The 21,277-nt window shown below is 37.3% G+C and carries 15 protein-coding genes; 10 read left to right on the top strand and 5 right to left on the bottom strand.

Features of this window, described 5'->3' with window-relative positions:
- The first annotated feature begins 3 nt into the window (after window positions 1–3).
- Both GVN22_RS15950 and GVN22_RS15955 read left to right on the top strand, forming a co-directional pair.
- A complete protein-coding gene (locus GVN22_RS15950) occupies window positions 4–2,235 on the top strand; it encodes a hypothetical protein (RefSeq protein WP_166552010.1) in 2,232 nt (743 codons plus the stop codon).
- On the top strand, window positions 2,232–2,912 hold the full coding sequence (locus GVN22_RS15955) for a hypothetical protein (RefSeq protein ID WP_166552011.1): 681 nt from the start codon (window positions 2,232–2,234) through the stop codon (window positions 2,910–2,912). The genes GVN22_RS15950 and GVN22_RS15955 overlap by 4 nt, the downstream gene beginning before the upstream one ends.
- Before the next feature lie 138 nt (window positions 2,913–3,050).
- On the opposite strand, the gene thiD is transcribed toward GVN22_RS15955, so the two are convergent.
- From thiD to GVN22_RS15975, 4 genes are all read right to left on the bottom strand, one after another.
- On the bottom strand, window positions 3,051–3,845 hold the full coding sequence (gene thiD, locus GVN22_RS15960; RefSeq protein WP_166552012.1) for a bifunctional hydroxymethylpyrimidine kinase/phosphomethylpyrimidine kinase: 795 nt from the start codon (window positions 3,843–3,845) through the stop codon (window positions 3,051–3,053).
- 140 nt (window positions 3,846–3,985) lie between these two features.
- Window positions 3,986–4,510: a hypothetical protein gene (locus tag GVN22_RS15965; protein ID WP_166552013.1), complete on the bottom strand. Its 525-nt coding sequence runs from the start codon at window positions 4,508–4,510 to the stop codon at window positions 3,986–3,988.
- 581 nt (window positions 4,511–5,091) lie between these two features.
- On the bottom strand, window positions 5,092–6,246 hold the full coding sequence (locus tag GVN22_RS15970) for a TIGR03364 family FAD-dependent oxidoreductase (protein ID WP_166552014.1): 1,155 nt from the start codon (window positions 6,244–6,246) through the stop codon (window positions 5,092–5,094).
- 148 nt (window positions 6,247–6,394) lie between these two features.
- The gene (locus GVN22_RS15975) at window positions 6,395–7,135 is read right to left on the bottom strand and encodes an HAD hydrolase-like protein (protein ID WP_166552015.1); all 741 of its coding nucleotides are present in this window, start codon (window positions 7,133–7,135) and stop codon (window positions 6,395–6,397) included.
- 487 nt (window positions 7,136–7,622) lie between these two features.
- Between GVN22_RS15975 and GVN22_RS15980 the strand changes: the two genes are divergently transcribed.
- From GVN22_RS15980 to GVN22_RS16015, 8 genes are all read left to right on the top strand, one after another.
- Window positions 7,623–8,918, top strand: a complete 1,296-nt coding sequence (locus GVN22_RS15980; RefSeq protein ID WP_166552016.1) for a DUF5690 family protein — start codon at window positions 7,623–7,625, stop codon at window positions 8,916–8,918.
- Window positions 8,919–9,199: 281 nt separating this feature from the next.
- Entirely contained in the window at window positions 9,200–12,463 is a 3,264-nt protein-coding gene (locus tag GVN22_RS15985) for a SusC/RagA family TonB-linked outer membrane protein (protein WP_205690924.1), read from the top strand.
- A 162-nt stretch (window positions 12,464–12,625) separates the two neighbouring features.
- Window positions 12,626–14,098 (top strand): SusD/RagB family nutrient-binding outer membrane lipoprotein, encoded by a 1,473-nt coding sequence (locus GVN22_RS15990; RefSeq protein ID WP_166552017.1) that lies wholly within the window; start codon window positions 12,626–12,628, stop codon window positions 14,096–14,098.
- A gap of 280 nt (window positions 14,099–14,378) precedes the next feature.
- Window positions 14,379–14,948 (top strand): HD domain-containing protein, encoded by a 570-nt coding sequence (locus GVN22_RS15995; protein ID WP_166552018.1) that lies wholly within the window; start codon window positions 14,379–14,381, stop codon window positions 14,946–14,948.
- Between the two features lie 163 nt (window positions 14,949–15,111).
- The gene (locus GVN22_RS16000; protein WP_166552019.1) at window positions 15,112–16,188 is read left to right on the top strand and encodes an alkaline phosphatase family protein; all 1,077 of its coding nucleotides are present in this window, start codon (window positions 15,112–15,114) and stop codon (window positions 16,186–16,188) included.
- Window positions 16,189–16,457: 269 nt separating this feature from the next.
- A complete protein-coding gene (locus GVN22_RS16005) occupies window positions 16,458–17,144 on the top strand; it encodes a response regulator transcription factor (RefSeq protein ID WP_095163658.1) in 687 nt (228 codons plus the stop codon).
- 504 nt (window positions 17,145–17,648) lie between these two features.
- The gene (locus GVN22_RS16010; RefSeq protein WP_166552020.1) at window positions 17,649–18,452 is read left to right on the top strand and encodes a UDP-2,3-diacylglucosamine diphosphatase; all 804 of its coding nucleotides are present in this window, start codon (window positions 17,649–17,651) and stop codon (window positions 18,450–18,452) included.
- Window positions 18,453–18,489: 37 nt separating this feature from the next.
- Window positions 18,490–19,650, top strand: a complete 1,161-nt coding sequence (locus tag GVN22_RS16015; RefSeq protein WP_166552021.1) for a glycosyltransferase family protein — start codon at window positions 18,490–18,492, stop codon at window positions 19,648–19,650.
- A gap of 353 nt (window positions 19,651–20,003) precedes the next feature.
- Here GVN22_RS16015 and GVN22_RS16020 read toward each other — a convergent pair whose 3' ends face one another.
- On the bottom strand, window positions 20,004–20,972 hold the full coding sequence (locus GVN22_RS16020) for an NAD(P)H-quinone oxidoreductase (protein ID WP_166552022.1): 969 nt from the start codon (window positions 20,970–20,972) through the stop codon (window positions 20,004–20,006).
- Between the last annotated feature and the right edge of the window lie 305 nt (window positions 20,973–21,277).

Consider the following 21,277-nt stretch of genomic DNA (forward strand, 5'->3'; position numbering starts at 1 on the left):
ACTATGAAAAAGCACATTATTCTTATTGCCCTTTTGTGCATAATTGCAAATACAAGCATATATGCCCAGACTAATTATCTGAACGAAGCAAAGTATATTTCAGAGGTTATTAAAAAAATTGAGGTTATCAAAAAAAATGATAAAAGTCTAAATGTAAAATTTGGGAAGGAGATTGACAAGAAAACTGGGAAAGAGAATCTTCAAATCGATACCACAACGGTTAATCTTATTTATACGAAACTTATACAGGTGAATCCGCCAGCAATAGAAAAAAAACTTGTGCCAAACACACTAACCAAACCAATTAATGGGAAAAAAGGTAGCGCACCTTCTGGTCCTGGACGTCAACCTGAATCAATACCGAACAAAGCCGACTCTTCTACCAAAAATGATCCACAAGAAACAAAAGGTGTATTATCAATAGAAACACAACTTCAGGAAAAAGAAGCTAAAAAGGAATTAAGATATATTCTTTATATAATGGAGTATAATAATGTCGATGAAAGTATGATTGCTGAAGTCCCTGAAAAATTTGGAGCTTTCGATAAAGATGGGGCAATAGATCAAAAAATGAATTTTACATCAGGTAATAATTCTACAAACTTTGCCTTTCATGAAACAGAAATAATATATGGTATAGTTGACTTTACCATTAGCAGAGCAAAAGAGCAATTGGTAGAAAAATATTTGGCTGGATGGTATGATAAGCTAGGTTCAGTACAAATTATTAAAGAACTGATACCCCAAACCTTAGGAACCCTAAAAGCTTTTAATGAAGAACAAAGCCTAAGCATGGCAAGGTTTGGTGATAAGTGGAAATCAGCCTTTCAAGAGGACTTTCGAAATGTACCGTTGGCTTTACAAAAAGAATCGTTTGTATCATCCCTTTTAAAAAAGGCAGAAGTATCAGATTCCCTACAAGTTGCACCAATAATATCAGGTGGTAGCAAATTGGTTTATGATTTGTACCTCAAGAAGCACCTTGTAAATTCTGTTAGTGATTTAAGCACTGACTACCTTTTAGAACAAAATACGATTAACACCAAATCTTATTTTAAACAAGCCATAGTATTGACAGATATACTATTAAAAGCAGGCGGCGTAATGAAAGACAATGATACGTATAAGCCTGTAAGTGTAGAGGGATTTAAACAAATGGATACAGATGCTTGGAAAGCATTTATCAAATTATTATATACTAAGCACCAAAAAGAACTAGCATTTGCTTTAGGTAATGATAGCAATAACATTATAAACAAATTATTAGACAACAAAAATGCAGAGGTAAACGATTTTGTCAACCTATTCAAAAAGACTATCTCGCTGATAAGTACTTATCAAACAATGATTAATAGTGAAGAGAATAACATAGAAAGTAAACTGAGTTTTGAAGATAGTAGAAAGCTATTTGAGTTGAGCTTTCAATTGACAGAACAAAGTGTAGATATACTCTCGTACCTTACTAAGAATAACAAGGGTGATACTGAAAAACTTATAAAGTTTAAAAAGGTCAGTAAAGAATATTACACAGCCATATCTGAAATAGCTGAAGGCGTGGCCAATAAACAATATGGAGATGTGGTAGATGGTACTTTGGGCATCATGCGATTAATTGATACGCAGGGCAAAATAACTGATGTAATAACTAAATTACACATCTATGGTAGTTTTATGATAAATATCATTAATGCCAAAACAGCCGACGAAGTAAAGACAGCCTTAGAAGAACTAATCCCCAAAAATTTATATCAACTAAAAAACACTCATTCATTTAGTATATCATTGAGTGCTTACCCAGGTATTTTTGGAGGTTGGGAGAAAATAACTAAAACAAATACGGAGGCCTCATCAATATCTGCTTTTATGCCAATGGGTATAGATTTTAGCATTGGAAACAAAAAGAAGGGTTCAACTAAGAGTTTTTCAAGTACTAATCTTTTCTTGCAATTTTTAGATTTTGGTGCTGTGCTGAACTACCGATTAAATAGCAAGGAAGATGAAGAAGCTAGCCCCAATGTTACTTTTAAACAATTGCTGTCGCCAGGGTTCTCTATAATGAGGCATTTCAAGAACTCGCCTTTGGTAATAGGAGCTGGGATAAATTATACGCCATCGCTCAGAACTGTGAATGTTGCTGGCAATGAATATAAAGACAACGCTTGGCGTATTGGGGTGTTTTGTGCAGTAGATGTTACCTTTTTCCATTTATATAATTCCAAAAAAATACTGAAATGAGCGATATTTATAATGGAATGCGGATAATTAGAAGAGGAACAACTAATCCGGGAACATTAGGCGGTTTTTTTACTTTTGGCGGAGATGAAATCTTTGGAATATCCAATAATCATGTATTGGCAAATCTGGGACAATGTAAAATGGGAGATAAAATATGCAAGTCTGGTTCTCAAATTGTAGTAGGCTCGCTTCAATGTTGGATAGATATAAATAGCGATAGCACAAACTACCTTGATGTCGCATTATTTAAATTAGCCCCAGATGCAAGACCTTATTGGAGAATGCTCTTAGATGATAAAACAGTACCCGGAGAAATTCGTATGGCCGAAGAAGGCGAAAGGGTATATATGGTTACCAATAACGGCTCAACCAAACAAGGGATAGTTAGTCAGTTATTTATCGATAAAGAGTACTTGGTTAGCTTAGGTGATAATGAATACGCTTTTACAGGACTTTCCGAAGTAACCTCTTTATCTGGCAGTCCTTTCTCTGAACCTGGTGAATCAGGAAGTTTGGTATTTAGTTTAGCAAACAACGACGTACTAGGTGTTTTAATGGGAACGAATGAAAACAATAAAACTCGGAGTTATTATGTTCCCTTTGTTCACGATAATCTTGGTATTTGTGCGGTGTACCCCAGTATTGAGGTTTGGAATCCTTATAAGAATTTTGCTTGACAATGATATTCTACAAACAAATGATTGAAATATTGTATAGGTTATTTGATGAACTCAAATAAGTTGGTTTCTTTAGACTCAATGAGTTTATATTGTGATTTAGAAAAATATTTCTAAATCACAATATAGCTTATTTTATCAAATATGCTTTAAAGGACCATTTCCTCCTCCTAACTGATAATCTTTTCCTCCTTCGATGGACTTAACGACGTATTCTGTTGCCCGTTCGACTGCGTATTCTACACTAAATCCTTGTGCTAAATTTACTGCTATCGCCGACGATAATGTACAGCCTGTACCATGGGTATTGTTGGAATTTACTTTTTTGTGGTCTAAAAAGAATATTTCTCCAGAAGATTTGACCAAACAATCTGACAGTACTTCCTCTTCTAGATGTCCACCTTTCAGCAAAACACTTTTTGCGCCAAATTTCAAAAGCTCCTTAGCCGCTTCTGGCATTTGATCTTTTTCTTTGATTTCTTTTCCTAGTAGCCAACTCGCCTCAGTAAGATTGGGTGTTAGCACGGTTACCAACGGAAAAAGTTGCTCAATCATCAACTGTATGCCTTCCTCGTCCAGTAATGGGTGACCACTAGATGATAAAAACACAGGATCCAGCACGATAGGTACTTTAGGAAACCGACTCAATATATCAACAACCTCTTTGACAATTTCAAATCGGTGCAACATACCAATTTTGATGGCGAGGGGCTTAATGTCTGTTAGAATTGCCTCAACCTGTTCTCTAACCGCCTGTGCTGGTACAGGATAAATACCACTCACTCCTAGGGTATTTTGAACTGTAATGGCAGTAATCGCAGTACATGCGTAACCACCCAGTGCTGCAATGGTAATCAAATCTGCCTGAATTCCTGCGCCAGAGGAAGGGTCAGAACCAGCAATGCTTAAAACAGGAAAGTACGTTTTCTTCATAACAACAAATATACAAATTGCCTACAATGCATAAGACACAATCGTAACACTAATTGTTTCCGATAGTTTTATTTTCTAGGAAAAGTTATTTTTGTTGTCTCTATTTTACAAATCTTTCCTGCAATAAGTGAAAAACGTTATTAGTAAATGGTGGAAGTATCCACAACTTGAACAAATAGTGCTGAGATGAGGGGCAAATGTCTAAAATTGGTTGGCTGAAACAAATCCATGCGCCAGTCAAGTTTATTTAAGACTGCCATCAGTTTTGAGTTAGAAGAAAAACAGTTTCTGATATTACGTCGTGTCAAGGGCTTTACTTCACCATAAGCACCATCGCTAAAATAATAGGAAAAAGAACTCAAGTCGGTCGCATTTTGCACTCGGTAAACCCACAGTCCTTCGGTTGAAACTACTTCATAAGTTCGATTTTCGGTGAAACGCCATTGTCTACCCTTGAACTTATATCCATAGGCATTATCGGAAGAATAGATGATTTTTGAACCATTATTCTTTATGCTTACAGTGGCAAATCGTTCGTGAATTTTGGAATCTTCGGGGCGATAGACTTTATTTTCGATAAAATCTTCAGCCGTTAAAAATACCCCATCTTGTGCTTGTGAAAGAAAAGAGATAAATAGAAAAAGAAGTGTATAAAGTCGATTCATGGTTCTGAAATTTGTTTTCACAAAGGTGAAAATCCAAACTCAACCCATGATTAACGAAAAATTAATTGAATGTTAAATGAGATTTGAAAATTGGAATACTTGGTAATGATTTGGTAATATTGAGTAATGTGATTTTATTAGTTATGGGTATATCCGTTATTTAAAGGCACTTACCCGTAACTAGTTCAAGACGGAATTCCGAATTAGTTATTAGTCTTGTACAAAGGTTTAAGTTGTTTTTTAAAAAATAAAATTGCTGTAGTGGCAACCCTTGCGGTTGCCCAACTCAACATGGCAACCGCAAGGGTTGCCGCTACAGCAAAAATGCTCATGATTATAAAGCTCCCGAACAACATAAAATCTTTCGTACTAAGTATTAATGCAAAATAAAATTGCATTAATACGCTTTATGCTGTAAGCCGTCGGCATTAGGCAAAAAAGCCTCAATCATTTCATAAGAAATACTATTTAACTTTTAGCCTACAGCATAAAGCCTAGAGCCTAAGGCGGGTAAAATTATTTTAATTTTGCCCACTAACTTACCCAAATTAGTTATCGATAATTGATTCTTTTGATATAGCCTACTGAGAAAAAACTTCCTTTATCCTTTTTTCAGCATAGCCAGGAGAAGTGGTCATACCTTTGCCCCCAATCCCCGTAGCGATATAAATTTTGTTTTCGAGTTGATGCTCGTAGATACCACCATCGGCAGTTTGTGAATAATAACCCGCCCAATAATTTTGAATATTCCAATTTGGTAATTTCATAATTCGCTGTGCCTCTTTCAATATCAATTGGTTGATGTCCATATCAATGCCGAAATCAAGTGTAGCATTTTCGTTTACACCAGCATATTCGTGAGAATCACCAATAATAATTGAGCCATTGAAAGCTTGTTTGAAAAGGATATGTATCCCCCAAGCGTTATACGGTTTTTGCCATTCTGGTTGTGATATTTGAGGATATGAGGCACAAGATTTAAAGCTGTCATAACGACGAATGCTCAACCCAGACAAGATATTTCCTTTAATTTGGACGTCTTTTAAAGGATAAGTTGACATCATATTGAGTTTGCTCACTTTCATGCCGCTGTTTTCAAACAAGCTTGGAAACAATGCCTTGAAATCTCGCCCATTACAAATTGCGACTTTTTCAGCATAAAACTTTTCATCTTTTGAGCTAACGACTTCACAAATCCCATTTTTTATCTGACAATCTACAATTGTGGTATTATTTACAAAATCAAGACCCCATTTTTTGATGAGTATTTCTCGTACACGGTGCACCATTGTTCTTGGTTCTACCGAAAATTCATTAGGAAAAAACAAGCCTAGTTTGTAGTATTCATTTTGAAGCATTGGCATACGCTCAAAACAAACTTTTCTATTCATAAGCTCGCAAGCGTATCCTCGAATTTTGAACAACGCACGCGCCTCCTCCAACAACTTAGCTTCATCATCATCTGAAGCAAAATAGTAGGAGCCATTTTTACGAGCTGTAATATCTGTCAAGTCTTGAAGGTTTTGATATATCTCTAACGAACGTCGACCATATTCAAACCATGTATCAAGGGCTTGTCCAGAGGGCACTACTTGTCCAAAATTTCTTACGGTAGCTTCCATCGGTTCTGAGTCTTTTTCAATCATCAGCACCGATTTCCCCATTTGTAAAGCATGGAAAGCATGGAACGTTCCAAGATTTCCTGCTCCCACCACAATCAAATCATATTTTTTCATTAGTTGTATTTTAGGGACAAAGTGTCAAATGCACAAAGTGATTTGCATGCACTTTGTGCTTATAGAGCATAAATAAAAAATTGTCATTTAACTCACAGTCCGAGTGTTTTTACTGCTTATTTTTGTTTAAATAGTTGTGCAGAAGTACTTACACGGCTAGGCTCTTTTCAGAAATCTCTTCGATGATTGGTTTCAAGGCCAACAGGTTAGGCAATAAACCATCATTTCTATGAATATTTAATTGACTACGTGTATGTGTACCGTTAGTAACACCTAAAGACAAACGTACTCCAGCGCGTAAACCTGACTTAAGGTCTGATGGTGTATCGCCGATATTAATTACACGTTGAGCATCTTTTACACCTAGCACCTCCATAGCCTTCTGAATCATAAATGGCTCGGGACGACCTTTTAGCACGTCGTCGGGTGTAATAGAGACATCGATTATTCCTGAGCCATCGCCCTTATACTGATGGTCGAGTCCTTTTAGCCAGCCCAATTTACCCAAAATGATATTAGCTACCTTTCTATAAAAACCTGTTGTTAATGCAATCTTTATATCTTGACTTTTCAGATATTCGAAGATTTCTAAGCATCCTTCAGTTGGGAAAATATCATGTTCCAAATAATGATCCTCCAATATCGAACAAAACTCTGTGTACGATATGTCTACATACTCCGACAATTCTGGGTGCTTTTCACCCAATAATTCTACCCACAACATCTCAAAAACTTGTCGCTTGGCATAACCTTGTAAGGCCAAAACTCGCTCAGGCGTTACACTCAATCCTGTACGGGCTGCCGCTTGCATAAAGCATACTTCTACCTCATGGCGGTCGGTAACTGTAGTTCCTGCCATATCAAAAACGACTAACTCAATAGGTTTCATACGAGACAAATATTTTATTATTAACTATAAACATATATCAGAATGGCAACGCCAACTCCGTGAACCAAAGGTAACAAGAGTACTTTTAACCAAATATTAAATGTCCGTTAAGCCTAATTAATAGACTGAATAACAAGAAGTTTTATTTGTATCCTTGCCAAAAAAAAGTTCTTTGACTAGCCAAATAATTTTGGCTAGTCAAAGCATACTTGAAATTCGGTTTAGCATTTATGGGAAAAAAAATCCCCTTCGCCACTCCTTACTTTTCTTGTCTTGACACAAGAAAAGTAACCGCGCGGCGGCCGCAAAAGAAAGTCAAGAAATCCTAATCGGAGTGGCGACCCACCTCGCCTTCGGCTCAAACAATAGGATTTCGGAAAATAAACATGTTAAATCATAAAACTGATTTACAAAACTTAAACAAACTCTTTGCTTATACATTCACTTGAACCTTTGTCATACTGTAGTTTATCAAATACATTTTTTCATGCGTGCTAGTTTACAATCTTTCTTAAAAAAGAGTTCTCCTTTATTTAGAGGTATATTTTTGGGTACTATGGCATTTAGTACTTATTTCTGTATGTATGCCTTTCGTAAGCCCTTTTCTGCGGCGATTTATTCAGATTTGACCTTATGGGGTATCGACTACAAAATTATTTTGGTAGTTGCTCAAGTATTGGGCTATGCTACCGCCAAAGGCATGGGAATAAAGGTGGTAGCAGAAGTAAAGCCACATCAGCGAATGTTATACATTATCGGTATGATTTTGTATTCCGAAATCTGTTTATTGATGTTTGCGCTTGTACCTGCTCCTGACAATTGGATGTTCATGTATCTCAATGGTTTGGGCTTAGGAATGATTTTCGGTTTGGTTTTTAGTTATTTAGAAGGTCGCAGAATTACAGATTTATTAGGTGCAGGCTTAGCGGTTAGTTTTATCGTTTCTTCAGGAATTATCAAATCGGTATCCAGATGGGCATTGTCCTTGGGGATAGATGAGTTTTGGATGCCTTTTATGGTTGGGCTATGCTTTTTCCCTGCCTTAGTTATATCTGTTTGGTGTATGAATTTAGTACCAAAACCCGATGAACAAGACAAATTAGAACGTGTAGAAAGAGTACCAATGTTTGCCAAACAACGTCGAAAATTTATGAAAAAATACGGTCTGGGAATGGTCTTACTTGTCAGTATTTATGTATTGATGACTGTATTTAGAGATATACGAGACAATTTTGGCGTTGAAATTTGGCAAGAATTAGGGGTGACTGACATCAAGATTTTTTCAGAAACCGAAATTATCATAGGCATAGCTATTAGCTTGATGACAGGCGTAGCATTCCTAATCAAAAATCATAAAAATGCTTTGTGGTTTAATCATGGATTAATTCTGGGCGGATGCCTTCTTATGCTTTTGGGTACCTTATTGTACAATGGAGGCTCTATTACTGGCTATTGGTGGATGGTCTGGAACGGGCTTGGCTTATATATGGTATATGTACCTTTCAATGGCATTCTATTTGACAGATTATTGGCAGCACTCAACGAGCGTGGCAACGTTGGTTTCTTATTTTACACCGCAGATTTCTGTGGATATTTAGGAAGCGTACTAGTTTTACTCGTGAAGAATTTTGGAAAAAATCCTATTTCTTGGCTTGACTTACTCAATGCTTTTGCACAGCTTTTACCTACACTTTGTATTGTTTTGGTGATATCATCTTACTTCTATTTTAACCAAATTTTGCAACAAAAAACCAAATCAGGTTTACGTTTCTTGGGAGCTTAAACCTGGTTCTCAAGGCAATAAAATGCCGATTTGTCGTAATTTATCTACGCTTAATACTTTACTAACAGAAACAACGAATATAGCACATATTACACCTCTAAAGTTTAATCAAGCTTAATACTAGCTTGAAGGTGGGGTTATTTTTTGATTGTAAGTTTGCATCGTTTTTCAAAAGGAGATTTCAACGAGTCCTTGGTTTTGTCCTAACCCATAAAACTCAAACCCCTTGATTCGTTTTACCCAATTTCTTTCCTCTATCACAAAACAAAACACACAATCAAATGAAAAAACTTTTACCCATGCTAGGGAGGTTTCAACGTAATTTTACGTGGTTTATGACCTCGATGTTTGTTCCAGTTTTAGTGCTTTGTTGCTCAATGACTACACTCGGACAAATCACTGGTAAAGTAAGTGCTGCAGACGACAATTCTCCGCTTCCAGGAGTTTCGGTACGTGTAAAAGGTAGCGACAAAGGTAGCTCGACTGGTGCTGATGGTGGCTACAAAATCAATGCAAAGCCAACAGACATATTGGTTTTCAGTTTTATTGGTTACACTTCACAAGAAATTACAGTAGGCAACAAAACTTCTATTAATGTTAGCCTAGCACAAGAATCAAAAATGCTTCAGGAAGTTGTTACAACTGCCTTGGGTATTTCGAAAGACAAACGTACCCTCACCAACTCAATTCAATCAGTTCAAGGCGTTGAATTAATCAAAGCTCGTGAGCCAAATGCTATCAACTCGTTGAGTGGTAAAGTAGCTGGTTTGACCGTTGGTGCTTCATCAGAAATTTTGGGTCGTCCAAACTTAGTATTACGTGGTAATACAGATCTTCTATTTATCGTAGATGGTGTACCTATCAACTCTGATACTTGGAATATTTCGGCAGATGATATTGAAACTTATTCGGTATTGAAAGGTCCAAACGCGGCGGCTTTGTATGGTTTCCGTGGAAAAAATGGAGCCATTTTGATTACTACGAAGAAAGGTTCTAAAGATAAACGTGGTTTTTCCGTTGAGTTTAACTCTTCAACGATGGTAGAAAGTGGCTTCAACGCTATTCCGAAAGTTCAGGATTTGTATGGACCTGGAGACCACGGAGTTTATGAGTTCGTAGATGGTCGTGGTGGCGGTAAAAATGACGGCGACTACGACATCTGGGGACCAAAATTTGAAGGTCAATTGATTCCTCAGTACGACTCGCCAGTGGTAAACGGTGTTCGTCAAGGTACTCCTTGGATTGCTCGTGGTAAAAATAACCTAACTCGTTTCTTGCGCGATGGTTTGCAATCAAACAACAACATTGCCATTTCTTCAAGCACTGAAAAAGCTGATTTACGCTTCTCATTATCAAACAGCTACCAAAAAGGTATCGTGCCTAACACGCAGTTGAATTCGATTAACTTCAACATGTCGGCAGGTGTTAATTTCTCTAAAAAACTTCGTTTGGAATCTAACATCAACTTCAACCGTCAGTCGACACCAAACGTACCAGATGTAAACTACGGACCAAACTCATTGATTTACAACATGGTAATTTGGGGTGGTGCAGACTGGGATGTTGATCAATTGCGCAACTACTGGCAGCCAGGCAAAGAAGGTATTCAACAAATCTATGCGGAATACCAACGTTACAACAACCCATATTTTGTAGCTTACGAATGGACAAGAGGTCATTACAAAAACGATATTTATGGTTATGCTTCATTGAACTATAAAATCAACGACAATTTCGAATTGACAGGTCGTACTTCAGTAACTTCTTATGATTTGTTTAGAAATGAGAAACTGCCTTATTCTGCCACAACGTATGGTCGTGAAGAAGCTAAAGGTGACTATCGTGAAGACAAACGTACTTTATTCGAAAACAACACTGATATCTTGTTGAAATATAGCAAATTGTACAACAATGCGTTTGATGTAAAAGTATGGGCTGGTGCCAACATTCGTAGCTTTAGCTACCGTTCAAGCTTTGTCACAACCGACTATTTGAACACGCCAGGTGTATATACTTTTGCTAACTCACTTCGTCCTGTGAAGGCTTATAGTTTTGCTTCTGACATGGAAGTACAAAGTGCTTACTATTCGGCTGACTTAGGATACAAAAGCTATATCAACCTATCGGCAACAGGTCGTGTTGACCACCTTTCTACTTTACCAAAAGGTAACAATACGTTCTTTTATCCATCATTCGGTTTGAGTACTGTAATTTCCGATTATGTGACTTTACCATCTGCCATCTCATTCTTGAAGGCACGTGCTTCTTATGCCAACGTAAAAGACGGTTTGACTCGCTCAACAATTGGCTCTACGCCAAGTGGCTCGTTCCCTGTAGGTTATGGAGTTGACTATGCTTCATCTTATGATGGACCGAGCTATGCTAACTCAGTAGGATATACTATCGCTCCAGGCTATAACTTGTTGCCATCTTCGTCTTACTCTGACAAATTGGATAATGCAAGCTTGAAACCAAACTCAACAGAGCAAATTGAAGCAGGTATTGACTTAAGTTTCTTGAAAAACAGACTTTCTGGTGAAGTTACTTACTTTGTCTCGAACGACGGTCCGCGTATCTTCAACCGTGATTTGTCACAAACTACAGGTTATACCAATGCTATCGTAAACGGTATTCGTACTCAAAAAACAGGTTGGGAAGTTTCGTTAAAAGCAACACCAGTAAAAACACAAGCATTCAAATGGGATATCGTATTGAACTGGTCAACTTATAAAGAAGTATTGAAAGAAATCTACGGCAACATTTCTTCATTGCCATCTAACTACTTTGTAAGCGGAAACCCTTCAAACATCAACCTTAACATTGGCGACAGAATTGACCCAGTAATAGTATCGGCTTATGCTCGTACCACTGATGGTAAAATCATCAACGATGCAGGTGGTCGTCCGATTGTACTACCAAAATCGACATTCCAAGGTTATGCAAATCCAGACTGGGTATATGGTATCAACAACAAGTTTAGTTACAAAAACTGGTCAATGAATATCTTATTAGATGGTCGTGTAGGTGGTGTAATCGAAGACTATATCCGTCGTCAGTCATTCCGTGGTGGACGTAATATCGAAACGGTAGAAGGTGCTTTGGGTACTGCTCGTGAGCAAGATGTAAAAGGCATTAAATCATACATTGGTGAAGGTGTAAAAATCGTAGAAGGTACGCCAACCTATGACCCAACTACTGGTGCAATCACCAACATGAACCAATTGAAGTTTGCTTCAAACGATATTAAGACATTCGTACAGGATTATATCAGCCGTTATTATTCAACATCAGAAGGTAACATGATGAGTAAGACTTTCTCAAAGATTCGTGAGATTACCATTTCTTACAATGTACCTGCACATTTGTTGAACCGCACTCCATTCAAGCAAGCATCAGTTTCATTTGTAGGTCGTAACCTATTCTACTTCGTAGATAGCAAACACTCAGGTGTAGATTTAGACCAATACACAGGTTTGAGTACAAGTACTGGCCTTCAAACGCCAACAATGAAGCGTTTCGGGGTGAACCTTAACTTAGTATTCTAAAAACTTGGAACAAGCGATTATGAGTGATGAGTTGGGAGTAACGAGTGATGACTTTTAAATACAAATACTGATTTTCAAAAAATTGAACTCTAAACTCATCACTCACAATTCATCACTAATATCTAACTTTTAGCAGTTTTAAATTCTTTAGCATTTACAACAATGAAAAAATATATAGCAGCACTTTGCGCGGTTGGTTTACTTTCGAGCTGTAATGATTATGCAGTTTTGGAGAAAAACCCGAACTTACCTACCTCTGTTCCCGCAGAGCTTACCCTCAGAACAGTTCTTAGCAATATGAACGAAGGCGCTTGGAACGACGCCATGCGTAGTAACCAATTTTACTGTTCTAACTACAACTACTATAGTAGCAACGAATACAATTGGTCTGCGGCTTCTCTACAATTTACGACTTTGAAAAACGTGATAAAAATGGAAGGCGAAGCGATTCGTTCAGGTGCCAAAGCTGTAAACCCTTACGCGGCCGTTGGTAAATTTTTGCGTGCTTATTACTATACAAAAATGACTTTGGCGGTTGGTGATTTACCTGTTAAAGATGCATTGAAAGGATTAACGGTTGACCAACCTACTTACGACACACAAAAGGATGTTTTTGTACAAGTATTAAAATGGTTGGAAGATGCTAACGCAGACCTTACTACTTTGATTGCGGCGAGTGACAAGTCTTTGACAGGAGACATTTATTATAATGGCGACTTGATAAAATGGCAAAAAGCGGTTAATACCTTGAAATTGCGTGTTTTGATTCATTTGAGCAAAAAAGCTGATGATACTGATTTGCAAGTAAAACAACAATTTGCGAACACCATCAGTAACCCAACGAAGTATCCATTGATGACTTCGAATGACGATGCGTTACAGTATGTTTGGAGTAGCAATAACAAATACCCTCGTAATCCAGATAACTTCGGTAACAACGCAACACGTGAAAATATGTCGAAAACCTATATCGACATTTTGAAAGAAAACAACGACCCTCGTTTGTTTATCGTAGCAGAGCCTGCTGAAGCAAAAATCAAAGCTGGTATTCCTGCGACAAGTGTAAATGCTTACGAAGGTGCTAGTTCAGGCGAAGATTTGGCAGATATGTCAACAAAAGTATTGAAAGGCGAGTATTCATTCCAGAGTCGTAAACGCTATTATAGCAACTATGTAGGTGAAAACACTTTCATTTTGAGTTATTCTGAAATGTGTTTTAACATTGCCGAGGGTATCAACCGTGGGTGGGCTACTAGCGATGCTCAAAGCTGGTATGAACAAGGTATCAAATCATCTATGAGCTTTTATGGAGCTGCATTACCTGCGGATTATTTAACTCAATCTACTGTAAAATACAAAGGAAATAATGCTGACGGTTTGACTCAGATTTTGAAACAAAAATATGTAGCATTCTTCCAAAATTCTGGATATGAAGCATTCTTCAACCAACGTCGTACCGGTATTCCAAGCTTCTTGATTGGACCAGGTACAGGTAATGGCACAAAAATTCCAAAGCGTTTTCAATATCCACAGTCTGAATTTACTACCAACAAAACAAACGTTGAAGCAGCTTTAAAACGTCAATTCACAGATGGTAAAGATGACATCAATTATGATTTCTGGATTTTGAAATAGTATTAAATTCTTATATGGTGAATTCATTAACCTAAAGAGTATAGTCGGAGGAAAATTGGGAGTTCATAAAATGTCGCATAACAATCGTTATCGAGTAATAACCTCCAACTGAGTGGTTAATGATGCGTAGAAATAGTGAAGCCCTGCTTCACTATTTTCTTTTTAAGGGTAATTGAAATGATGAATGAGAGGTGTACGATTGCGGATATGGGATGTTGGATTTCGGAAATAAAAATTACTCTCCAATTCACGATTAGCTAACTCACAACACACTAATAACATGAAAAACAACCCAGAACAAATCGTAGAGGAAATTTTCACTTTGTTTGACCAACAAGGTGGCAACGAATATATTGGCGAGCCCGTCACTATTCTTGAACATAGCTTACAGGCTGGTCAATTGGCGCTCGATGCCAATGAAGAACCTTTGGTGGTCTTAGCTTCTTTTTTTCATGATATTGGACATCTTCTTCCTATGCAGGAGTCCGAGGATATGGAAGGGATGGGGCATTTGAGACATGAGGTTATTGGGGCAGATTTTTTAGTTTCAAAAGGTTTACCTGAAAGCATGGCTATGTTGGTCAAAAACCATGTGCAAGCCAAACGCTATTTAACATACAAGCATCCCAAATATTACGAACAACTTTCGGAAGCAAGTAAAACAACCCTCAAATACCAAGGAGGCGTCATGACTCCAGATGAAGCGGAGGCCTTTGAAAAACATCCTCTTTTCAAAAAAAGCTTGCAACTAAGAGCTTGGGATGAACAAGCTAAACTTACCGACTGTGAGGTACAACCTTTAGATTTTTACAAAAAACTTTTATTAGCATTTCTCGTTACACAAGTATAGATAAGAAGACGTTATTGGTTAATTGTATATCAGTTATCAGAATATAATCATAATCTAAAGGCTTTCGTCAAATACCATATCAGATATACTATTAATTTAATCTTTCCTGCTACTTAGTCGAAATAAAATGCTTTAGGTCAACAAATCAAAAACCTTTATATAAATGAAAAAAATAAGCGTATTCCTCCTCCTATTATTGGGTACTTTTTTCTCTCAAGCGCAGCACAAAACCGAAAAGGTTATCTTGATTACTACCGATGGTTTCCGTTGGCTAGAGGTATTTAATGGCTTAGATACCGCATTGCTAAATCAAGAAAAATATACCAAAAGTAAACGCGATTTAATCGACCGATTTGGAGGTTCACCACAAGCTAGTCGTGCGAAACTATTACCATTTTTGTGGAATACCATTGCTTCAAAAGGGCAAATTTACGGCAATCGTGAGTATAAAAATTTTGTCAATATCACCAACCAACAATGGTTTTCGTATCCTGGTTACAATGAAATACTGACAGGTGCGCCCGACGACGAGCGCATTACCAGCAACGACCATATCGACAATCCAAATGAAACCGTTTTGGAGTTTTTACATAAAAAATCTGCCTACAAAGGCAAAATTGCTGCTTTTTCTACATGGGATTGTTTTCCTTTTATTATCAATGAAAAAAGAAGTAAAATCCCAGTAAATTCAGGAAAGGAACTGGTAAAAAATCCAAATCCAAGAGAAAAACTACTCAACGAAATTCAGGAAAACACTCCGAGCGCCAATGCCGACCGTCACGATTTTATTACCTACTATCTTGCCAAGGAATACCTTGTAAACAAAAAACCTAAGGTACTTTTTATGGCTTTTGACGAAACCGATGATTTTGCACATGCTGGCAATTATGATGCTTATATCAAAGCTGCCAATAATTTTGACCGTTATTTGGCTGACCTTTGGAAAACGGTTCAGTCAATGCCAGAATACAAAGACAAAACAACCCTTATCATTACGTCTGACCATGGACGTGGACAATATCCTAAATCTGGTTGGACAGATCATGGTTTTAGAACAGCCTATTCGGACCAAATTTGGTTTGCTGTATTAGGACCAGACACTCCTGCTACAGGCGAACAAAAAACGGCTGGGCAGTACTATCAAACACAGTTTGCCAGTACACTTGCTAAGTTTTTGGGTGAAAAGTTTGCACCCAATGACAAGGTTGGAAAACCGATAGAGGAAGTAATGAATAAGTAAAAAATAAAATCCTACCTCTGGTTCAGGTCTACGACTTGAACCTTTTTTTTTTGTAGTTTTCAAACTATAATCATAAATATAGGAGACTCCACTTCCACTCGATTTTATAAATTCTTTACCAATAATTTACCGTTCAAAAATGTTAATCTACACTTAATATAAGAGTAACGATGAGGTAATTTCTGGTTGATAAGTTTGTGTCAAAATTTGAGAAACCCAATTTCTTATCATCTCAAACGACAACATTATTAGTCCTAGATTAATTACTTATGATCGACATTTCTCTTAAAGTACTGGTAGTTGATGACGACCCAGATATCTTAGAATTACTCCAATACAACCTTGAAGGCGAGGGGTATCAGGTATTCACGGCTGAAAACGGAAAAATTGCAGTAGAAAAAGCCAAACAACATATCCCTGATTTGATTGTGATGGACATTATGATGCCGATTATGGACGGAATCGAGGCGGGACGTATCATCAAGCAAATGCCAGAATTAAACAAAACGTATCTGTTGTTCTTGACTGCCCGTGCTGAAGAATACTCCGAAATCGCTGCTTTTGACATCGGTGCTGACGACTACATTATCAAACCTGTAAAACCAAGAGCCTTGTTGAGTCGTATTAAAGCCATGCTGAAACGTGAGTTAGCCGAGGGAACAGGTACCGAAAAAATCGTTATCGAGGATTTGACCATCAACAAACAAAATTATTCTATTGCGGTAAATAACAACTCTTGGGTATTGCCGAAAAAGGAATTTGATTTATTGATGTTCTTCGTCACCAATCCCAACAAAGTTTACTCTCGCGACGAAATCCTTTCTAATGTTTGGGGTAGAGGTATTCACGTGACTGAAAGAACGGTTGACGTACATATCCGTAAAATTCGTGAAAAAATTGGTGATGATTACATCAGAACCATCAAAGGTGTAGGGTATCTTTTTGCCAACGCCTAAAAAGAAACAAAACCGAGTATCCATTATTTGAGCATGTTTAGAATCTCTTTTCAAGTTTGATAATAAAAAAGTTTTTTTCATTTGACGCTCCTTACTTTTCTTGTCTTGACACAAGAAAAGTAACAAAAGAAAGTCAAGAAATCCTAAACTCGCCTGCGGCTCAAACAATAGGATTTCAGAAAAACAAGAATAAAACAAAAGTGACTCATTTTGAATAATTTAAACATACTCTTACAAAATTTTTTATGCCAACAGATTAGCCAGTCGTTTTCCCAATCCTTTCTGGTCTTCCTCTATTTAACCTACCAATTTTCATTGGCTAATTTGTTGGTTTTCTTTCTTTAGCACCTCCTCCATAACAATTAACAAAAGCATAATATACACACAACCATAAGGTTAAAGTAATTCCTCAATTTTGGTCATAGTTAAAACAAGGCAGAAAATGCACTAAACGACTATCCCTAAATATCGTTTCTGTCTGCTTGAATTGGAATAGATAGATATATGAAAACACCAGCTCAATATAAAACCATTATTATTTCAGATTTACACTTAGGATCTGAGGGGGCAAAAGCGAAGGAAGTTGTGGCATTTTTAAAATCAACTTCATGCGACACGCTTATCATGAATGGCGACATTATCGACGGCTGGCAACTCAAAAAAGGAGGTTCTTGGAAAAAGAAGCATACCGCATTTTTTAGAGTAGTACTCAAAATGATTGAAGAACATGGAACCAAAGTAATCTATTTACGAGGCAACCACGATGATTTTCTTGACCAGATTATTCCCTTTCAATTAGGAAAGCAATTTAGTATCCGAAAAGACTATATTCTTAAATCTGGCAAAAAACAGTTTTTTATCACGCACGGCGACATTTTTGACTCCGTGACATCCAATATGAAGTGGTTGGCACACCTAGGCGATATAGGCTATACCTTCCTTCTGAGCCTTAATAAGCTCTATAACCGTTATCGCGCATGGAGAGGTATGCCATACTACTCCTTTTCACAAAAAATCAAACAGCAAGTCAAAAAAGCCGTCAATCATGTGTCGGATTTTGAAGAAAAATTGGCTGAATTAGCCCTAGCAAACGATTGTGAAGGCATTATATGTGGACATATCCACAAACCAGAAATTAAAGCCATTGGCGAAGTAACCTATATGAATTCAGGCGACTGGGTTGAATCATTGAGTGCACTCATCGAAACTCATGAAGGAATATGGGAATTGATGTATTACGCCAACGAAGCATTGCTTTTAAGCGAAGAAGATACCAACGAATTGATTTTAAACGAGAACAAAAACTAATGCTTAGCTCTGTAAGCATCATACCAAAAGCCACGAAATGAGTAAATTTTTGTTTGTTGTACAAGGCGAAGGTAGAGGTCACTTGACTCAGGCGATCTCTCTTTCAGAAATATTAACTTCGGCAGGTCACGAAGTTGTAGCAGTATTGGTGGGCAAAGGGAATAATCAAAATTTACCTGCTTTTTTCCAAGAGTCTATCCAAGCACCTATTCAGACATTTCCTAGTCCATCGCTCGTTTATGGTCAAGGAAAGGCTTTGAGAGTTTGGGATACGATTAGCACTCATATTCTCAAATTTCCTTTGTATTGCAATAGTGTAAAGTATCTGAAAGAGCAAATTGATTACTATCAGCCCGATGCTGTAATTAATTTCTATGAAATGATTTGTGGTTTGTATTTCAGTACATATCGTCCCAATATCCCTTGTATTTGCATTGCGCATCAGTATCTGTTATTACATGAGCAATTCGACAATATTTCAAAGCATTGGTTTGACCGTTTTTTACTCAACTTCAATACCAAAGTAACAGCTTTGGGAAGTACTCAAAAACTGGCTTTGTCATTCGACAAAATGGACAATGACCCAAGTCGTAACATTGCAGTTGTACCACCATTATTGCGCACTGAAGTAAAAAAGCTTCATCCGACCAGCAAACCCTTTGTTTTGGCATATATCACCCATCACAAATTGGCGGAAGATATTGCCAACTGGCACGAAAATCATCGTGATGTGCAAATCCATTGTTTTTGGAATAATCCAGATTTTTCGGACGAATGGGTAGTAAGAGAAAACCTCACATTTCATCAGGTAAACGCTGAGAAATTTTTGACCATGATGGAAAATTGTTCGGGGTTGGTATGTACAGCTGGTTTCGAATCAGTTTGTGAAGCTATGTATTTGGGCAAGCCTATTATGATGGTTCCTGTACCTAATCATATCGAGCAAATGATAAACGCGCACGACGGGCAACGTGCTGGCGCTGGAATAGCGGCAACAGAATTTGATTTTTCTAAATTCTTAGCCTATTTACCTCAACATCAAAGCATTCAAAACGAATTTATCGACTGGCAACATCAAGCCAATCGCCTTTTCCTGCATTATCTCGAAACCTTGACACAAAAACCAACGCAAATTTTCACTTTCAAACCTTCAGGTTCAAGACTTGGTTCTTGGTGGAGACAGTTGGCTTTTAGATAGTAACCATAATTAGCACTCTCTCAAAATCCCGTAACGAGATACCATTCGTTACAATATCTTTAGCATTTAGAATAGTTATCGCCAAAAGCCAACTTCTTTGAGGTTGGCTTTTTTGTGACCCATCCATAAATTTAATATTGAACCTATCGACAGAATTATAACTTTGCAGAAAATATTCGTACGAATTTAACATCAATTAGACTTAACAGCATAGTTTTTTTGCTGATGGCAGACAGCCAACAGCAAAAAACTATTTTCAAAATATCACCAATATGAGTCCATTTTAATTACATAGTTAAATGGAATTTAGTTTAAAAGGCTGTGATTGATAATCACAGCCTTTTTTGGTAAATTTATTTGACCAACACAATTTTTCCGATATGTGCCGATGATTCCATTAATCGGTGTGCTTCGGATGCTTGAGGCATTGGGAAGCTTGCAAAAATAGGAACTTTGAATAATCCTTGTTCTAATATTGGCCACACTTTCTCATAAATTTCGGCGGTTAAACTGGCCTTGAAGCTTATTTCTCTTGCACGCAAAGTACTGCCAGTGATGGTCAGTCGCTTTTGCATCATTTTCAAAATATCAATCTGAACATTCTTCCCTCCCATGGCATTAATATAAACCAAACGCCCATCGGCTTGTAATAAATCTATATTTTTCGTGAAATACTCTCCTCCAATCATATCCAAAATAACATGGATTTTATCATCATTTAAAACCTCCTCAAAATCTTCAGCCTTATAATTGACAAATCTATCTGCACCCAGTTCAAGGCAAGCTTGACCTTTTTCCTCATTTCCAACTGTTACAAAAACCTTTGCCCCAAAAGCTTTTGCCAACTGAATCGCTGTTGTTCCGATACCGCTACTTCCTCCATGAATCAAAATGCCTTCGCCCGCTTTTAAATTTCCTCTTTGAAAAACATTATGCCAAACTGTATAAACTGTTTCTGGTAAACACGCCGCTTCTTCCATTGAGAAACCTACAGGAATTGGTAAACAAACCGACTCATGAACATTGACCTTTTCGGCATATCCACCCCCAGCGACCAGAGCACAAACCTCATCTCCTAGTTTCCAACGACTAACATTTTCACCGATCTCAATCACTCGACCTGCTACTTCTAAACCAGCAATATCTGCGGGTGCTCCTTTGGGTGCAGGATAATGACCTTTGCGTTGCAATACATCAGGTCGATTGACACCAGCGGCCAATATTTCTATCATTACCTCCTCTGCCCCACAAATAGGGTCTGGATATTCGGACCAAATCATGTTTTCAAGGGCACCAAACGCAGTTATTTTTACGGCATTCATGTTGTTGATATTTGAAGTGAATAAAAGCAAAGATCTCAAGTGAAATAACTAGTCTTTACTCCTTAACAATTTAATAATCTCTTATAATTTGAACTTTTTCAAGAAACCTGTAGTTTTATATTCAAATACAAAGCAAAAGTGTTTTGTAATTCATTAAAATAAGCAATTACAGAAACAACTTTTGCATATATTATTTACTAAAACAAATAAAAATATGGCAAAACAAAGTTGGAGTGCATTAAACCGTCACACAAATTGGCGAGCACACAGAGCAAAAAAACAAGACAACCCTCGCTACATGCACA

The sequence above is a fragment of the Cellulophaga sp. BC115SP genome, assembly GCF_009905545.1.
Classification (GTDB): Bacteria; Bacteroidota; Bacteroidia; order Cytophagales; family Spirosomataceae; genus Flectobacillus; species Flectobacillus rivi.

What these genes read in the sequence shown, in the direction of transcription:
- GVN22_RS16010 (WP_166552020.1), top strand. Translation starts at nt 17,649, where the DNA reads ATGAAAACACCAGCTCAATATAAAACCATTATTATTTCAGATTTACAC.
- thiD (WP_166552012.1), bottom strand. Translation starts at nt 3,845, where the DNA reads ATGAAGAAAACGTACTTTCCTGTTTTAAGCATTGCTGGTTCTGACCCT.
- GVN22_RS15950 (WP_166552010.1), top strand. Translation starts at nt 4, where the DNA reads ATGAAAAAGCACATTATTCTTATTGCCCTTTTGTGCATAATTGCAAAT.
- GVN22_RS15990 (WP_166552017.1), top strand. Translation starts at nt 12,626, where the DNA reads ATGAAAAAATATATAGCAGCACTTTGCGCGGTTGGTTTACTTTCGAGC.
- GVN22_RS16020 (WP_166552022.1), bottom strand. Translation starts at nt 20,972, where the DNA reads ATGAATGCCGTAAAAATAACTGCGTTTGGTGCCCTTGAAAACATGATT.
- GVN22_RS15980 (WP_166552016.1), top strand. Translation starts at nt 7,623, where the DNA reads ATGCGTGCTAGTTTACAATCTTTCTTAAAAAAGAGTTCTCCTTTATTT.
- GVN22_RS16015 (WP_166552021.1), top strand. Translation starts at nt 18,490, where the DNA reads ATGAGTAAATTTTTGTTTGTTGTACAAGGCGAAGGTAGAGGTCACTTG.
- GVN22_RS16000 (WP_166552019.1), top strand. Translation starts at nt 15,112, where the DNA reads ATGAAAAAAATAAGCGTATTCCTCCTCCTATTATTGGGTACTTTTTTC.
- GVN22_RS15970 (WP_166552014.1), bottom strand. Translation starts at nt 6,246, where the DNA reads ATGAAAAAATATGATTTGATTGTGGTGGGAGCAGGAAATCTTGGAACG.
- GVN22_RS15965 (WP_166552013.1), bottom strand. Translation starts at nt 4,510, where the DNA reads ATGAATCGACTTTATACACTTCTTTTTCTATTTATCTCTTTTCTTTCA.
- GVN22_RS15975 (WP_166552015.1), bottom strand. Translation starts at nt 7,135, where the DNA reads ATGAAACCTATTGAGTTAGTCGTTTTTGATATGGCAGGAACTACAGTT.
- GVN22_RS15955 (WP_166552011.1), top strand. Translation starts at nt 2,232, where the DNA reads ATGAGCGATATTTATAATGGAATGCGGATAATTAGAAGAGGAACAACT.
- GVN22_RS16005 (WP_095163658.1), top strand. Translation starts at nt 16,458, where the DNA reads ATGATCGACATTTCTCTTAAAGTACTGGTAGTTGATGACGACCCAGAT.
- GVN22_RS15995 (WP_166552018.1), top strand. Translation starts at nt 14,379, where the DNA reads ATGAAAAACAACCCAGAACAAATCGTAGAGGAAATTTTCACTTTGTTT.
- GVN22_RS15985 (WP_205690924.1), top strand. Translation starts at nt 9,200, where the DNA reads ATGAAAAAACTTTTACCCATGCTAGGGAGGTTTCAACGTAATTTTACG.